Here is a 17348-nt window from a genome sequence, read left to right as displayed (position 1 = left end):
GCCCCAGTCGGCCCGTCCGACCAGACACGACCCCACCGGATGGGGCGCGGCGCCGGGCCGCCTAGCGGCCGACCGTGCTCCAGTCGGCGGGGGCGGGTGGAACCGTGCGTCCGGCGAGGTGATCGTGGAGGCGCTGGGTCAGTTCCGGCAGGTCGGAGGCCGGGAAGCTCACCTGGAGCAGTCGGAGGCCGAATCGAGACGGGAGATCGTCTTCGAACATCGCCGCGTCCATGGGCTTGATCTTTACGTCCCACGCGCCAGGGGCCGCCCAGTGCGTCATCCGCACGTAGAACGCGTCCCGCGGGCCGGCATTCGCAACGGCCGAGAGGAAGGCGAGTCCGCTGTCGATCGGGAAGTCGACGAGCATCCAGCCACGCCGAGACTCGACCCACTCCGCCATGTGCGGCAGCTTCTCCGGCCAGGCGGCGTTGCTGTCCGCGAGGTCCTGGCAGCAGGTGAAAGTGTCGAACCCGCACTCCCAGATTGCCTGGATCGTGGGCGCGAGCTGTTCATCGATCTGAGCGTGGCGGCTGCCCACCCGGACGAGGACGGTGGGGTGCGTACCTTCGTATGACGTCATCGCAGGAGCATAGAAAGTGAGCCAGGACATCGAGGCATCGGTGTCTCCGGACCGCATGGCGCGCTCACTGGGCCAACCAGGACGCTCAAGGGCCAACTGAGGCGCTCCGTCACATCTCTACGTTGACTGTGCGTCAGATCACCCAATTCCTCGTTAAATACCCGGGGTTACATCCGACGGGGCGGCGAGTCTTGCTATCGTCCTACTCGTCGGTAGCAAGCCGCACGGGGGCGCGAGGCAGTTGCGCGCGTAACGCGGCTGCTCCTCGGGCGGGTTGGCCGAGACGGACGTTCTGGCAAGGGGGCCAGGCGGACACGGTCACCACGCGGACGCATCGAAGCGTCCCTCCGGCATGCCTTCGAACTCCAGTTCTCTCATGGTCCAGCTCCACGGACCTCATTTCCAGGGACTTTGTCACCCGGTCCCATGCCCCGGACCTCGCTTTCCGTGCCCCATGATCCGAACAGGTGAGACTCGTCAAATGGCCCGTTCCCTGGTCGACTTACTGACCGCGCACGCGTCGCAACAGCCCGAAGCGACCGCCTACCGCTACCTCGTCACGGGCGACGGTGACGGGGAGGTCCAGGACATCACGTACGCGAGGCTGGCCCGTCGTTCCCGTGCCGTCGCGGCCTGGCTCCAGGACCGCGGCCTGGCCGGTGCGCGCGCCGTGCTCCTCTATCCGCCCGGCATCGAGTTCATCTGCGGCTACCTGGGCTGCCTTTCGGCCGGAGTCGTCGCCGTGCCCGGCGTGCCCCCGCAAGGGCGGTCCCAGAACCACCGCGCGCTGATCCGGACGAAACGCCTGATCGCCGACGCGGACGCCACGGTCGTCCTCGGCGGACGGGAGGTGCTCGCCGCCCTGAGCGCCATGGCCGAGCACCTGCCCGAACTGGCCGGGATCACCTGCGTCGCCACCGAGGACATCCCCGACGAGGCGGCCGACGCCTGGCACGAACCCGACCTCGGCGCCGACCAGGTCGCCTTCCTCCAGTACACCTCCGGGTCCACGTCCGCCCCGCGCGGAGTGATGGTCACCCACGGCAACCTGCTGGACAACGCGCGGATCATCACGGAGCGGATGGGGCACACCCCCGACGCGATCGCCGAGCACCGCGGCGAGATGTTCGTCAGCTGGCTGCCCGTGTACCACGACATGGGCCTGATCGGCCCGGTCCTGAGCACGGTCTACCTCGGTGTCACTGCGACGCTGTTCTCCCCGCTGCACTTCCTGCAACAGCCCGGCCGCTGGCTCGACGCCGTGACCCGGTACCGCCCGCACACCAGCGGCGGCCCCAACTTCGCGTACGAGCTGTGCCTCAAGCACGCCACGCCCGAACTCCTCGACGGCCTGGAACTCGGTTCGTGGAAGGTGGCGTTCAACGGCGCCGAACCGGTGCGGGCCGCCACGCTGCGGCGGTTCGCCGACACCTTCGGCCCGGCCGGCTTCCGCCGCGAGGCCTCCTACCCCTGCTACGGGCTGGCCGAGACGACCTTGATGGTCACCGGCGGATCCGTGGCGACCCCTCCGGTCCTGGTCGACGCGACACCCGGCGGACCGCACGCGGGAGAGGCGGACGCGGCGGCGGTGGGGTGCGGGCGGCCCGGCCCCGGCACCACCGTGGTGATCGCCGACCCCGAGCGGCAGGAGGAACTGCCCGAGGGGGAGGTCGGCGAGATCTGGGTCGCGGGCGCGAGCGTCGCCAAGGGCTACTGGCGCAACGCCCTCGCCACCCGCGAGACCTTCCGCGCCGCACTGAAGGACCGCCCGGACCGTTTCCTGCGCACCGGCGACCTCGGCTTCCTGCGCGACGGCGAACTGTTCGTCACCGGTCGCCTGAAGGACCTGATGGTCATCGACGGACGCAACCACTACCCGCAGGACCTGGAGCTCTCCGCCGAGATGTCCCACTGGGCGCTGCGTCCCGGGTGCACCGCGGCGTTCTCCGTGGACGGCGGGACCGCGGGTGAACAGCCCGTCGTCGTGGCCGAGTTGTCGCCCGAGGCGGCAGGCGAGTCCGAGAAGATCACCGACCTGATCCGCAGCGCGATAGGCCGGGCGCACGGGCTGCCGGTCCGCGACATCGTGCTGGTGCACCCCGGCACCATCCCCAAGACGTCCAGCGGCAAGATCCAGCGTCACGCCTCCCGGGAGGCGTACCTCGCCGGAACCCTCTCCGTACTCGACGCCGCCGCCTTCGGATGAGGCGGCGGCCCCGACGCGGCGCGCGGCGCCCTCGGTCGTAAAGGCCCTGCGGTGGGGGCCTGTCGCCCCCGCCGTCGTCCCGCCGTGCCGTTCGTGCGGGTCCAGCCCGACCGTACGGAACCCATCCTGATCGTCCGGAACCCAGCCCCTGGCCGTGCGGAACCCAGACGGGTCGTACGGGACCACGCTGGGCCCGAGTTCACGAGGACACCTCTTCAGATGCCTTCGCACGAATCCGAGAAGCCGTCACCCGAGACGCCCGTCACGACCCCCGAGGAAGCACGGGCCTGGCTCACCTCGGCCATCGCCCGGGCGGCCGGGCTCGACCCGCTGGCCGTGGACCCCGACCGGCCGATCGCCGAACTCGGACTGGGATCACGACAGTTGGTGACCCTGGTGACGGAGCTCTCCGCACGGACCGGCCGGACCCCCGAGCCGTCCCTCGCCTTCGACCACCCCACCGTCGCCGCCCTCGCCGAGGCGGCCCTCGCCGACGGGACCTCCGGCGCGACGGCCGTCGCGCAGGGCACGGCACCGGACCGGCTGCGGACGCGGGGCGACGACGACGTCGCGATCATCTCCATGGCCTGCCGCTTCCCCGGCGGTGCCGACGACCCCGAGGCGCTGTGGCGGCTGCTGACCGCGGGCGAGGACGCCATCACCGAAGTGCCGGCGGGCCGTTGGGACACCCGGGACCTCTTCGACATCGACCCCGAGGCCGTCGGCAAGACGTACACCCTGCGTGGTGGCTTCCTCGCGGACATCGACCGCTTCGACGCCTCCTTCTTCGGGATCTCGCCGCGGGAGGCGGCGGCCATGGACCCGCAGCAGCGGCTGCTGCTGCGGACCGCCTGGGAGGCCGTCGAACGCGCCGGGATCGTGCCCGGGACTCTGAACGGCAGCTCCACCGGTGTCTACGTGGGCCTGTACGACAGCGGGTACATGGCCTCCGCCCAACTGGGCCTGCTCGACGGGCACGTCGGCACGGGTTCGGCGTCCAGCGTCGCGTCCGGGCGGATCGCCTACACCCTCGGCCTCCAGGGCCCGGCGGTGACCCTGGACACCGCCTGCTCCTCCTCCCTCGTCGCCCTGCACCTGGCCGCGCGGGCGCTGGCCGCGGGGGAGTGCGACATGGCGCTGGCCGGCGGAGCCACCCTGCTCGTCACCCCGCGCGGCCACGTCGAGTTCAGCAAGCTGCGCGCGCTGTCGCCGTCCGGGCGGTGCAGCCCCTTCTCCGCCGACGCGGACGGAGTGGTGTGGGCCGAGGGCTGCGGCCTGGTGCTGCTCAAGCGGCTCGCGGACGCACGCCGGGACGGCGACCGGGTGCTCGCGGTCGTCAGGGGCTCGGCCATCAATCAGGACGGCCGCAGCCAGGGGCTGAGCGCCCCGAGCGGCCCCGCCCAGGAACGGGTGCTCCGCGCGGCGCTCGACGCCGCCGGACTCGGACCCGGCGACCTCGACCACGTCGAGGCGCACGGCACCGGAACGCGGCTCGGCGACCCCATCGAAGGCCGGGCCCTGGCCGCCGTCTTCGGCCCCGGGCGCCCCGCCGACCGACCGCTCGGCGTCGGTTCCCTGAAGTCCAACATCGGTCACACACAGGCCGCGGCGGGCATCGGCGGCGTCCTCAAGACCGTACTGGCGCTCGGCCACGAACTGATCCCGGCCTCCCTGCACGCGGACCGGCCGACGGAGCACGTCGACTGGGCGAGCGGTGGCCTGTGCGTGCACAGCAGCGCCCAGCCCTGGCCACGACGCGGCGACCGCGTACGACGGGCCGGGGTGAGCGCGTTCGGGATCAGTGGCACGAACGCCCACGTGGTGCTGGAGGAGGCACCGGCGGAACTCGCCCGCCCGCTCACCGGGCCGCCGCGTGCCGTCCGGCGGGACAGCGGACAGGGCTCCGTCTCCGACGGTGCGCCCGCGACGGCCTGCGGGGCGCGGCCGTCCGCCGGGTCCGCTGGACAGCCGGAGCCGGAGCCGGAGCCGGAGCCGCAGTCGGAGCCGGAGTCGGCCCCGGGGCCGGACCCGGAGTCGGACCCGGCTCCGCACTCCGAACCCGCCCCCGCCGCCCCGTCCGACGGCCGGCCCGCCGCGCCGCGCGGCATGCTCTTCCCGCTCTCCGCCCGTACCCTTCCCTCCCTCCAGGGGCAGGCACGTCGGCTGCTCGGGGCGCTCGGCGCGGATCCGGGGCTGCCGCTGCCCGCCGTCGCGGGGACGCTCGCTCACCACCGCACGCACTTCGAGCACCGGGCCGTCGTCCGGGCCGGCGACCGCCATGAACTGCTGGCCGCGTTGCGGGGGCTGGCCGAGGGGCAGCCCGATTCGGCGCTGACCGTGGGACCCCAGCAGGCGGCCCCGCCGGGAAAGGTGGCCTTCGTCTTCCCCGGCCAGGGCGCCCAGTGGGCCGGCATGGCCCGAGATCTCCTCGACGCGTCCCCCGTGTTCGCCGACGAACTCGACCGCTGCGACGCCGCGCTGCGTCCGTTCACCTCCTGGTCGGTGACGGCCGTGCTGCGCGGTGACGAGGGTGCCCCGTCGCCGGACCGCGTGGACGTCGTCCAGCCGCTCCTGTTCGCCGTGATGGTGTCCCTGGCCGCCGTGTGGCGGGCGCGGGGCGTGCGTCCTGACGCCGTGATCGGGCACAGCCAGGGCGAGGTCGCCGCGGCCTGTGTCGCCGGAGCGCTCGGTCTCAACGACGCGGCGGCGGTGGTCGCCCTGCGCAGCCAGGCCCTGACCGCGCTGTCCGGCACCGGTGCGATGGCCGTCGTGGCGCTTCCGCACGCCGAGGTCGAGGCCCACCTCGCCGAGGTCGGCGGCCGGGTGTCCGTCGCCGCGGTGAACAGCGGGCGTTCGACCGTCGTCGCGGGAGACGTGGAGCCCCTGCGGGCGCTGCTCGCCGAACTCGACCGCCGGCAGGTGTTCGTGCGCCGTCTCGACGTCGACTACGCGTCGCACAGCGCCCAGGTGGAGTCCGTGCGCGGCACGATTCTCGACGAACTCGACGGCGTCACCACCTTCCCGTCCTCCGTCGCCTGGTACTCGACGGTCACCGCCGAGCCGGTCACCGAGGAGCTCGCGGCCGACTACTGGTACACCAACCTGCGTGCACCCGTCCGCTTCGGACCCACCGTGGAGCGCATGGTCGCCGACGGGTTCCGTCACTTCGTCGAGCTCAGCCCCCACCCCTCCCTGCTGACGGCCGTGCGCACCGTCGGCGACGAGCTCGACGCCGACCTGCTCGCCGTCGGATCGCTGCGGCGCGACGAGGACGGGCCTGCCTGTCTCGACCGGGCGGCGGCCGAACTCCACGTCCACGGGCGACGGATCGACTGGCACCGGCTGATCGCCGTGACGGAGCCGGCCGACCTGCCGACGTACGCCTGGGACCCGCAGCGCCACTGGATCGAGCCCGAGCCGGCCGGGGCGGTGCCGGGCCTCCTCGACCGTGCCGCGCATCCGCTGCTCGGCGTCCAGCTGCGGTCCGCCGACGAGACCCGCTGGACCTTCCGCAACGAGTGGTCCCCGGCCACCGCCGACTGGCTGCCGGACCACACCGTGTTCGGCCGGACCGTGGTGTCCGGCACCACCCAGATGGAGCTGTGCCGCGCGGCACTCGACGCGGCGCGCCCGGACGACCCTGCCGATGTCACCGACCTGGTGCTGCTCACGCCCCTCGTGTTGCCGGACTCGGGCACGGTCGAGGTGTCCGTCGAGGTCGACGTCTCCGGTCCCGCACCGGAGATCACCGTGCACAGCCGCCCGCGAGGGCAGGCGGACCCGAGCTGGACCCTGCACGCCACCGCCTCCGCGACGGCTCCCGCCCCGGACACGGCGGGCCCGGCGCCGCAGTGGCCGCGGACGGCGGAACCGTCCTGGAGCGCACCGACCTACGAACGGCTCGCCGCCCTGGGTCTCGTCTACGGTCCTGCCTTCCAAGGCGTTCGGTCGGCGGCCGCCACGGGTGACGGGGAGCTGCTGGCCCGGCTCTCGTTGCCGGCCACGGCCCGGGACACGGCCGACCCGTACCCGGTGCATCCGGCCCTGCTCGACGCCGCGCTGCACGTGGCCGCCGCGCTCGACGCGGCGGACGGCAGGGTACGGCTGCCGGTCGCGGTGGGCCGTTGCGTGCTGCCGCCCGGCGGCGCGCACGACCTCACGGCGCTCGTGCGCCGGTCAGAGGTCTCCGGGACAGGTTCCGGGCCGGGGGAGCCCGGCACGGATCTCACTCTGGACGTGACGCTGTGGGATGCCGACGGCCTCCCGGCGGGCCGGCTGGAAGGCGTACGGCTGCGGGTCGCCGATCCGGCGGACCTCGCCCGGGGCTCCGGAAACGCCCGCCACCTCTACGAAGTCGCGTGGACACCCGTGTCCGACGAGCCAGCCATGGAAGCCGCCCACGATTGGGCGGTCGTCGGCGACCGGTCCGACCCTGAGGTGGAGGCGGCCCGGCGCGTGCTCGCGGCCGCGGGGACCGGCGGGCGTGAGGAGGACGCCGACGCCGTCGTACGTTACTGGCCGCGTCCGGCGTCCGGCACGGAACCGGCCGCGGCCGCACACGAGTTGGCCGCGTCGGCGCTGGCCGAGCTGCGTGCCCTGATCACGCTCCCGCGGGGCGGCGCACCCGCGCGGACCGTGTGGGTGACCCGAGGCGCGGTCGCCGCCGCGGACGGGGACGAGGTGCCGGGCTTGGCCCAGTCGGTTCTGTGGGGTCTGGTGCGCAGCGCCCGCGCCGAGCACCCCGATCTGGGGCTGACTCTCGTCGACCTCGACGGCTCCGATCCCGCCGGGACGCTGCCGGCCGCCCTGGCGCGGACCGGCGAGCCCGAACTCGCCGTACGCGAAGGCGAGTTGCTCGTTCCCCGGCTGGTCCGTGCGGCCCGCCCCGAGGCGAGCGGCGCGGCCGGGGCCGTGCCCACGGACGGCACGGTGCTGATCACCGGAGGCCTGGGCGCCGTCGGCCGGCACATCGCCCGACTTCTCGCCGAACGCGGTGTCCCCCGGCTGCTGTTGACCTCGCGACGCGGTCCCGACGATCCGCGGGCGGCCGACGTCGTCGCCGAACTCCGTGCGCTCGGAGCCGAGGCCGAGGTCGCCGCGTGCGACGTCGCGGACGCGGCGGCCGTGGCCGACGTCCTGGGCCGCGTCGGTACCGAGTCGCCGCTGCGCGGCGTCGTGCACTGCGCGGGCGTCCTCGACGACGGGGTGGTCGCCGACCTCACCCCCGACCGCCTCGCGAAGGTGCTGCGCCCCAAGGCCGACGGCGCCGGCCATCTGCACCGGCTCACCGCCGACGCGCCGCTCGCCCTCTTCCTGCTGATCTCCTCCGCCGCGGGAGTCGTCGGCACCGCGGGACAGGCCAACTACGCCGCGGCCAATGTCTTCCTCGACCAACTCGCCCACCACCGGCGGGCCCTGGGCCTGCCCGGCACCTCCGTCTGCTTCGGAGCCTGGGCCGGTGAAGGCCTCGCCGCCGAGCACGCCGACCTCGCACGGATGGCCCGGACCGGCCACCGCGCCCTCACCGCCGACGCGGGACGGGAACTCGTCGAACTCGCCCTGTCCCAGGGCGCGCCCCACCTGGTCGCCTGGTCCCTGGACCTGCCCCGGCTGCGGGAGACCACGGCCGCCGCGGACAGCGCGGCGACGGCCCTGTGGCGCTCGCTGCTGCCCGCGCCCCGCCCCGGCCGCGGCGGCGAGCTCGCCGACCGCCTGGCCCGGCTGCCGGAGCCCGAACGTGCCGCCCGCGTCCTGGCCCTGGTCCGCGAGGAGGCCTCCCGCGCCCTCGGCCTGCGTGCGGCCGAGTCGGTCCGTCCCGACCAGCCACTGCGCGACCTCGGCATGGACTCGGTGACGGCGGTGGAACTCCGCAACCGGATCAGCACCCGCATCGGCGCCAGGCTCCCCGCCACCCTGGTCTTCGACCACCCCACCGCGGCCCGGCTCGCCGAACACCTGCTGGCCACCGCACTCGCGACGAGCGGGCCGGCGGCCCGGGCGACCGCGTCCGGCGCGCGGCCCGCCGGCGCGCCGACCCCCGGCTCCGACGAGCCGGTGGCCGTGGTCGCGATGGCCTGCCGCGCACCTGGCGGCGTCGACGACCCGGACGCCCTGTGGCGCCTGCTCGCCGAGGGCCGCGACGCGGTCGGCGCCTTCCCGGACGGCCGCTGGGACGTGGAGGCGCTGTACGACCCCGACCCGGACGCCCTGGGCAAGACGTACGCCCGCGAAGGCGGGTTCCTGGACGACGACGCCCTCAGGACCTTCGACGCGGCCTTCTTCGGGATCACACCGAGGGAGGCGGCAGCCATGGACCCCCAGCAGCGCGTCCTGCTGGAGACGGCATGGGAGGCGCTGGAGCGTGCCGGGATCGTGCCGGGAGAACTGGCGGGGAGCAGCACCGGTGTGTACGTCGGCATGTTCGGCAGCGACTATCTCGCGGGCTCCCGGCTCGACCAGCTCGACGGCTACGTCGGCACGGGATCCGCGCTCAGCGTGGCCTCCGGCCGGCTCGCCTACGCCCTGGGCCTGCACGGCCCCGCCCTGACGGTGGACACCGCCTGCTCGTCGTCGCTGGTGGCGCTGCACCTGGCGGCGCAGGCCCTCAGATCGGGGGAGTGCGACCTGGCGCTCGCCGGGGGCGTGACGCTCATGGTCACACCGCAGACCTTCGTGGAGTTCAGCCGGCTGCGCGGACTCTCCCCGACCGGGCGGTGCCGTTCCTTCTCCGACGACGCCGACGGCGCCGTCTGGGCCGAGGGCGCGGGCATGATCGTACTGAAGCGGCTGAGCGACGCACGGCGCGACGGCGACGAGGTGCTGGCCGTGCTGCGCGGCACCGCCGTCAACCAGGACGGCCGCAGCCAGGGGCTGTCCGCGCCGAACGGCCCCGCGCAGGAACAGGTGATCCGCCGGGCGCTGCACGCCTCGGGGCTGGAGCCCGCCGACATCGACCACGTCGAGGCACACGGAACGGGCACGACGCTGGGCGACCCGATCGAGGCGAACGCCCTGTCGCAGGTCTTCGGCAGCTCCCGCCCCGGCGGACGGCCCCTCCACGTGGGCTCGCTCAAGTCCAACATCGGTCACGCACAGGCCGCTTCGGGCGTCATCGGGCTGATGAAGGTCGTGCAGTCGCTGCGCCACCAGGTGCTCCCGCGCACCCTGCACGCCGACACCCCGAGCCGCCACGTCGACTGGGAGGGCAGCGGGCTGCGGCTGCTGCACGACGAGGTGCCCTGGCCCGCCTCCGCCGAGCGCGTCCGGCGCGCCGGCGTGAGCGCCTTCGGCATCAGCGGCACCAACGCACACGTGATCGTGGAGGAGGCATCTCGCACCGAGGACGCCGTACCGCAAGAACAACCCGCCCCGGGGCAGTCGCTGTTCGTGCTGTCCGCACGCGGCGAGACCGCCCTGCGGGGGCAGGCCGCACGGCTGGCCCGGCACCTCGGCGGCGGCACCGAGCTGCCCGCTGCCGCGCACACGCTGGCCAGGCACCGCAGTCACTTCGAGCGGCGCGCGGCGATCGTCGCGCACGACCGGGACGAGCTGCACGCCCGGCTCGACGCGCTGGCCGCGGGACGGGCGCCGCTGGCACCGCCACGCGAGGAGAGCGCCGGCAAGGTGGCGTTCGTCTTCGCCGGGCACGGCGGCCAATGGCCGGGCATGGGGCTGGAGTTGATGGCCGGGTCGCCCGCCTTCGGCGAGGAGCTCGCCCGCATCGACGAGGCCGTGCACCGGCACACCGGCTGGTCCGTCCTCAACGTGCTGCGCGCGCCCGAGGAGTTCTCCCCCCTCGACCGGACCGAGTACCTCCAGCCGGTGCTCTTCGCGGTGAACGCGGCCCTGGCCGCCGGCTGGCGCGCGCTCGGTGTCACCCCGGACGCCGTGGTCGGCCACAGCCTGGGCGAGATCGCCGCCGCCCACGTCGCGGGCGCCCTCACCCTGGACGACGCCGTGACGGTGGTGACCGGGCGCGCCGGAGCGGTCGCACCACTGGTCGGCGAGGGGGGCATGCTGTCCGTCGCGCTGCCGCGCGCCGAGGTCGAGGAACTGCTCGCTCCGTATGCCGGCCGGCTCTTCGTCGCGGCGGTCAACAGCGGCCGTTCCACGGCCGTCTCGGGCCGGGCGGACGACCTGGCCGAGCTGCGCCGGCGCCTCGACGAGCGGGGTGTTCCGGCCCGGCCCCTGTCGACGCCGTTCGCCTCGCACACGCCGTTGATGGAACCGCTCCGCGCGGACCTGCTCGACCGCATCTCCGGCATCCGGGGCACCATGGCGCCGACCACGCTGTACTCGACGGTGCGCGCGGAACCCGTACCGGGCGACCTGCTCGACGCCGCGTACTGGTACGCCAATCTGCGCGAACCCGTCCGGTTCGCCGACACCGTCCGCGGCATGCTCGACGACGGCTACCGCTGGTTCGTGGAGCTGAGCCCGCACCCCTCGCTCCTCCCGTCCATCGAGGCGGTGGCCGCCGAGGCGGGCACCGACGCGGTCGGCGTCGCCTCACTGCGCCGCGGGCAGGACCGACGCGACGTCCTGCTGCGCAGGCTGGGGGAGTTGTACGAGAGCGGGTACACCCCCGACTGGCAGGCGTTGTTCCCCTCGGGGCAGAGGACCGACCTGCCGACGTACGCCTTTGCCCGTGAACGGCACTGGCTGGCCCCGGCGCCCGCGAGCGGCGGCGGCTCACCCCTGCTGGGCACGCACGTCGAGTCCAGCGACGAGCCCGACCGGCACCTCTTCCAGAGCGAGATCGACCTGCGCGACAGCAGGTTCGCCTATCTGACCGACCACCGTGTCGGCGGTGAGGTGTGGATGCCCGGCGCCGCGTTCCTCGACATGGCCCTGGCCGCCGCGTCCGCCGTGCGGGACGGCCTCGACACGCGGCAGGCCGAAGTGAGCCTCGTCGACGTGCGGTTCCTCCACCCCCTGCGCCTCGACGACGACCGGCCGGTACGGCTGCAACTGGTCCTGCGGCCCGCCGCCGACGGCTCCCGGAGTTTCACCATCGCCTCGGCGACCGCGGGGGAACGGCCCGCGCGCTGGCAGCGGCACGTCGCCGGACGTCTCGTCGTCGACACCGGCGGGCCCACGGGGCAATCCGCCACCGAACCTGCGGCGGAGCCCGCCGCAGAAGCCACGGGGGGATCCACCGCCGAAGCCACCGCGGAGCACGACGCCGAAGCCACCGCGGAGCGCGCCGGCGAAGCCACCGCGGAGCGCGCCGGCGAAGCCACCGCGGAGCGCGCCGGCGAAGCCACCGCGGAGCGCGCCGGCGAAGCCACCGGCGAGGCCTACGAGACGCCCGGCGCGCTCCGCGAACGGTGCACGCGGGAAGCGGACCTGCCCGCCGTCTACGCGCGCCTCGCCGCCCTGGGCATCGAGTACGGCCCCGCCTTCCGCGGCCTGGAGGCGGGCCACCGCACCGACACCGCGGCGCTCGGCCGCCTCGCCGACCGGGCCGCCGCCGGCCATCTGCTGCACCCCGCCGTCCTCGACGCCGCCTTCCACAGCGCCGCCCTGCCGGCCGGTGCCCCGCAGGAACGGGCCTTCGTGCCCGCCGGCGTCGGACGGCTCCGTTTCACCGGGCTGCGCACCACCCCCGTGTGGGTCACCTGCGTCCTGCGGTCCCTGGACGGCGACACCGCGACCCTGGACCTGCGGCTCTGGGACCAGCACGAACAACTCGTCCTTGAAGCAGTGGATTTCGAGCTCACCGCACTGTCACCACTGGACGGCGCGCTGTTCGAGACCCACTGGCAGCCCCGGCCCGCCGCACAGGAACCGTCCCCGCAGGGCAGTTGGCTGATCCTGGCCGACGAGACCGGGACGGCCGACGCACTCGCCGAACGGCTCGGCACCTCCGTGCCCCATGTCATCGCCCGCCGCGGCGACACGTTCCGCAGGCAAGGACCGGGCCGGTACGTCCTCGATCCGGCCGACCCGCGTCAGCTGGACCGGCTGCTGGACGAGGCGTTCGCCGACTCACCACCCGAGCGGGTGGTCCAGCTCTCCGCCCTCGACGCCCCGCCCGTCACGGACGCCCGCACGGCCGAGGAGTCGGCCCGGCTGTGCTGCCTGAGCACGCTGCACCTGGTACGCACGCTCACCGGCCGCACCCGGGGCCCGGCGCCCCGGCTGTTCGTGATCGCACGGGGCAGCCAGGCCGCGGGAGGCAGCGAACAGGTGACGCACCCCGAACAGGCGCTCGCCTGGGGGTTCGGTCTCGCCGTCGCGCAGGAGTACCCCGAGCTGTCCACCACCCTCGTCGACCTGCCGTCCGAAGGCGGCACCGACGCCCTGTGGACACAGCTGAGGCACGCCGACGACGAACGCCTCGTCGCGCTGCGGGAGCCGGGCCGCCTCGTGCCCCGTCTGGCCCGCACCCGCGCCGACGAGGGCGGGCACGGCGCCGTCACCGCGGACGGCGTGTACCTCGTCACCGGTGGCCTGGGCGGTCTCGGCCGCGTCGTCGCCGAACGGCTGACCCGGCTGGGCGCCCGCCGACTCGCCCTGATGAGCCGGGGCACGCCCGACGCGGACACCCGGGACTGGATCCGCGGCATCGAGGAGCGGGGCGTCACCGTGCACCTCGCACGCGCCGACGTCGCCGACCGCGACAGCCTCTCGGCGGCCCTGGACGCCCTGCGACGCGAAGCCGGCCCCGTCGCCGGGGTCGTCCACGCCGCCGGTGTGCTCGACGACGCCACCGTGGCCCGGCTGACCGACGCACGCGTCCTGGGCGTCCTCGCCCCCAAGGTGCTGGGCACCGCCCTGCTCACCGAACTCGTCCCGGAGGCCGGGAACCTGGTCCTCTTCGCGTCCGCGGCCGGACTCCTCGGCTCGGCCGGACAGAGCCCGTACTCCGCTGCCAACGCCTTCCTCGACGCCTGGGCCCATCACCTCTCCCGCACCGACCGCCGCGCGCTGAGCCTGGACTGGGGTGCCTGGGCCGGAGTCGGCATGGTCGCCGAGTCCGGCACCCGGGCCGCGGAGACCGGCCGCTCGGGCCTGCTCGCCTTCTCACCGCAGGACGGCGGCGACATGTTCGAGCGCGTGCTCGGCACCGCACGCCGGCAGCTCGCGCCCATGGCCCTGGACTGGGAGATGCTGGCGCTCGCCCCGGACGTGGCGCGCTCCCGCCCGGTGCTCGCCGACCTCGTGGCCGCGCCGGCGCGCACGGCGGACCTGGACGGCCTCGTCAGGAAGGTGTTCGAGGCGACGCCGGGCCACGACCGCGCCACCTGGCTGGAGGCGTACGTACGCGCCCGGGTCGAGGAGGTCGCCGGCGGCGTCGTGGACGTGTCCGCCACCACGGCCCTGAAGGAACTCGGCCTCGACTCCCTGATGCTGGTGCGGCTGCGCAACGCCTTCGCCCGGGAACTGGGCGTCGAACTCCCGACGGCCGAGATGTTCTCGGCGAGCGACATCCGCTCTCTCGCACGCTCCCTCGGCGAGGTACTGCCGGAACGCCCGACCTCGGCGCCGGAGAACCGGGAGGGGACGGCCGCCCACCCGCCTGCGGGTGTGCCGGAGACCGAACTGCGACCCGTCACCCGTGACGTCGTACGCCTCCTGCGCAGCGCCCGGCCGGGCATGCCGGATGCCGCACACGCCGTGGGCCTCGCGGTCCGGCTCACCGCACCCACCGACCGGGAGACGCTGACCGGCATCGTCACCCGCCTCGCCGGACGGCACGCCGCCCTGCGCACGGCGATCGTCAGCGACAGCGAGGCCGGGAGGCAGCTGCGCGTCGACCGGGAGCTCGCCGCACCGCTGCTGCGCTGGACCGCCATGGACGACCCGGCCGGACTCGACGCCGCGGCCCGTCTGAAGGGGCTGCTGGAGCCGCCCTTCGATCTGGCCGCGCCGCCGCTGTGGCGGTTCGAACTGCTCGACGGCGGCGCGCACGGCCAGATCCTGGTGTTCGGCGCCCACCACGCCGTCAGCGACCTCCAGTCGCTGCTGCTCGTGGCCGGGGAGATCGACGCCGAGCTGTCCGGCACCCCGCTCGGCAACGACGTCACCAACCGCGACATCGACCTGCTGATCGAGGCCCAGCAGCCGGGCGGCGATGTCGCCGTCACCGAGTGGCGCGAGGCCTTCCACGGCAGCGAACGACTCGACCTCACCCTCGCCCGGCCCCGCCCGAGGACCCGCGCGTACCGTGCCGGCAGCGTCACCCTGGAGATCCCCGACGGGCTCACCGAACGCGTGGCGGAGGCGGCGGGCCGGCTCGCCGTCACCCCCGCCGCCTTCTGCCTCGGTGTCCTCACCGTGCTGCTCGCGAGGACGCGGCAGCGCGAGCGTTTCGTCCTCGCGGTGCCCGTGGACACCCGCATCCACGCCGACGCGCACGACGCCGTGGGCTTCTTCGGCGTGCCGGTGCCGTTCCCGGCCTGGGCCCGGGCGGACGAACGCGTCGAGGACGTGGTGCGCCGCACCGACAGCGGCCTCGACCGCATCCTCGCCCGGGGCGCCATGTTCTCCGACGTCCTGTCGGCCCTGGCCTCGCAGGGGCTGCACCGCCCCGAAGCCCCGCTGGTGGAGGTGTACTTCAACTACGTCCGCTCGTCGGCGGGCGGCCTCACCCACCTGGAAGTGCTCCCCGCCGGCACCGGCTACACCGACCTCGACCTGATGGTCACCCTGACACCCGACGCGCGCCGCGTCCGGCTCGACCACAACCTCGACATCCTCGACGCGGCCACCTCCACCGGGCTCGGGGAGGAGTTCCTGCGCCTGCTCGCCGAGGCGGCGCAGGATCCGACGACGACGGTCGATGCCGCGAGGGGCACGGTGACGGCGGACGGTGCGGGAGACACGGCGACGGCCGGTGCCGCGACGGGCACGGCGACGGCGGGCGCCGCGACGGGCACGGCGACGGCGGGCGCCGCGGCAGACACGGCTGCGGCACGCGAAGCGACGGGTAGGGGAAGCGGTACGAGCGCGGAGGCCACCGTGCCGCGTGCGTTCGCCCTCGCGGCCACCTTCGCCCTCGGTGACCTGCCCCGTCTGTGCGAAGCGGCGCTGTGGGACGACACCCCGGACGGCGGCCTCACGGTCACGGAAGCCCCGTACCACCAGGTCCTCGCCGCCCTGCGGGACCCGTCGGGCGTCTTCGCCGACCCCGCCGCGGAGATCGGTGTGGTGCTGCTGCGCGCGGCGGACCTGACACGGTTCGGGCCGGTGGACGACGAGCTGCTCGCCGAGCTGCGCGCCGCATACTCCGCCGCGGCGCGGGACCTGACCGAGCGGACCAGGAAGCCGCTGATCGTCGGTTTCCTGCCGTCCGCCCACGAGGAGGACGACCGCTTCGCCCGCTGGGAGCGCGAACTTGCCGCCGAACTCGCCGAGTCGTCCGGCGTCGCGGTGCTCCGACCCGACGACTGGACCCGCCGGCACGCCGTCGAGGACCGCCTCGACGAGCGCACCGAGCGCCTCGCGCACCTGCCGTTCACCCCACGCTTCCAGGCGGCGGTGGCCCTGAGCCTGGCCGACGTCGTCCGGGCCGTACGCCGTCCCGCGCCGAAGGTGATCGCGGTGGACGGCGACGAGACCCTGTGGGGCGGGGTGGCCGGCGAGATCGGCCCGTCGGCCGTGGACCTGAGCGGCCCGCGCGCCCTGCTGGCCCGGCGGCTGCTCGACTGGCGTGCCGCGGGCGCGCTGCTGGTGCTGGTGAGCAACAACGACGAGGACACGGTCCGGTCCGTCCTCGACCGGCCCGAAAGCCTCCTGAAGGCCGAACACTTCAGCGTGCTCTCCGCCACCTGGGGGCCGAAGTCCGGCCGTCTCGCCCAGGCGGCGCGCACGCTCAACCTGGGACCGGACAGTTTCCTGTTCCTCGACGACAACCCGGTGGAGATCGCGGGGATGCGGTCGGCGCTGCCTGAGGTGCTGTCGGTGACCTGCCCGCCGAGTGTCGAACTGGAGGAGTTCCTCGGTCGGTTGTGGCCGCTGGTCCCGGCCGCGGCCACCGCCGAGGACGCACTCCGGGCCCGCTTCTACGAACAGGAACGGGACCGCGAGACCGCACGTGACCAGGCCGGATTCGAGGAGTTCCTCGGCCGGCTGGGTCTGGAGGTCGACATCCACGAGCTGACCGGGACGGACGTGGCGAGGGCCGAGCAACTCGTACGCCGCACCAATCAGTTCACCCTCCGTGCGCGGTCCGCCGACGGCGGTGATCTCGCCCGCTGGCGGGAGCGCGGCGAGGTGTGGACGGCCGCTGCCCGGGACCGCTTCGGCGACTACGGCCAGATCGGGCTGCTCGCCGTTCGCGCCGAGGGCGACCGACTGGACGTACTGGCCTGGATGCTGAGCTGCCGCGCGCTCGGCCGGGGCGTCGAGGAACACCTGCTGCGCCGACTGGCCGACCACGCCGACCGGCTCGGCTGCGCCAAGGTCCGGCTGACCGCGGAGCGCACCCCGCGCAATGCGCCCGCCCGCCGGCTCCTCGCCGCGCTCGGCGGCGGCGATCCGGACGACGAGCGCCTGGAGAGCGTGGTCACACCGGAACAGCTGCGGGCCTTCCGCTCCTGGCGGCAGCAGTGAAGT

General features: G+C 74.4%; 3 protein-coding genes. 2 read left to right on the top strand and 1 reads right to left on the bottom strand.

Translation table 11 applies throughout. From position 1 onward, the window contains the following. Positions 1 to 61 precede the first annotated feature (61 nt). Positions 62 to 580, bottom strand: coding sequence for a hypothetical protein (locus ACSYGO_RS08505; protein ID WP_460386393.1), 519 nt, complete (start codon positions 578 to 580; stop codon positions 62 to 64). Between the two features lie 481 nt (positions 581 to 1061). Here ACSYGO_RS08505 and ACSYGO_RS08500 point away from each other — a divergent pair, with 481 nt between their 5' ends. After that, positions 1062 to 2786 carry a fatty acyl-AMP ligase gene (locus ACSYGO_RS08500; protein WP_426679266.1) on the top strand — a complete coding sequence of 575 codons (1725 nt, stop codon included), beginning with the start codon at positions 1062 to 1064 and terminating at the stop codon, positions 2784 to 2786. 219 nt (positions 2787 to 3005) lie between these two features. Continuing rightward, positions 3006 to 17345 carry an SDR family NAD(P)-dependent oxidoreductase gene (locus ACSYGO_RS08495; RefSeq protein WP_460386392.1) on the top strand — a complete coding sequence of 4780 codons (14340 nt, stop codon included), beginning with the start codon at positions 3006 to 3008 and terminating at the stop codon, positions 17343 to 17345. The last annotated feature ends 3 nt before the right edge of the window (positions 17346 to 17348 follow it).

Source organism: Streptomyces krungchingensis (assembly GCF_054729265.1).
The sequence above is the reverse complement of the archived record's forward strand: the minus strand, read 5'-3'. Positions and strand labels throughout refer to the sequence as shown.

Coding starts and splice junctions, on each gene's coding strand:
- ACSYGO_RS08505 (WP_460386393.1), bottom strand. CDS start 580: ATGACGTCATACGAAGGTACGCACCCCACCGTCCTCGTCCGGGTGGGC.
- ACSYGO_RS08500 (WP_426679266.1), top strand. CDS start 1,062: ATGGCCCGTTCCCTGGTCGACTTACTGACCGCGCACGCGTCGCAACAG.
- ACSYGO_RS08495 (WP_460386392.1), top strand. CDS start 3,006: ATGCCTTCGCACGAATCCGAGAAGCCGTCACCCGAGACGCCCGTCACG.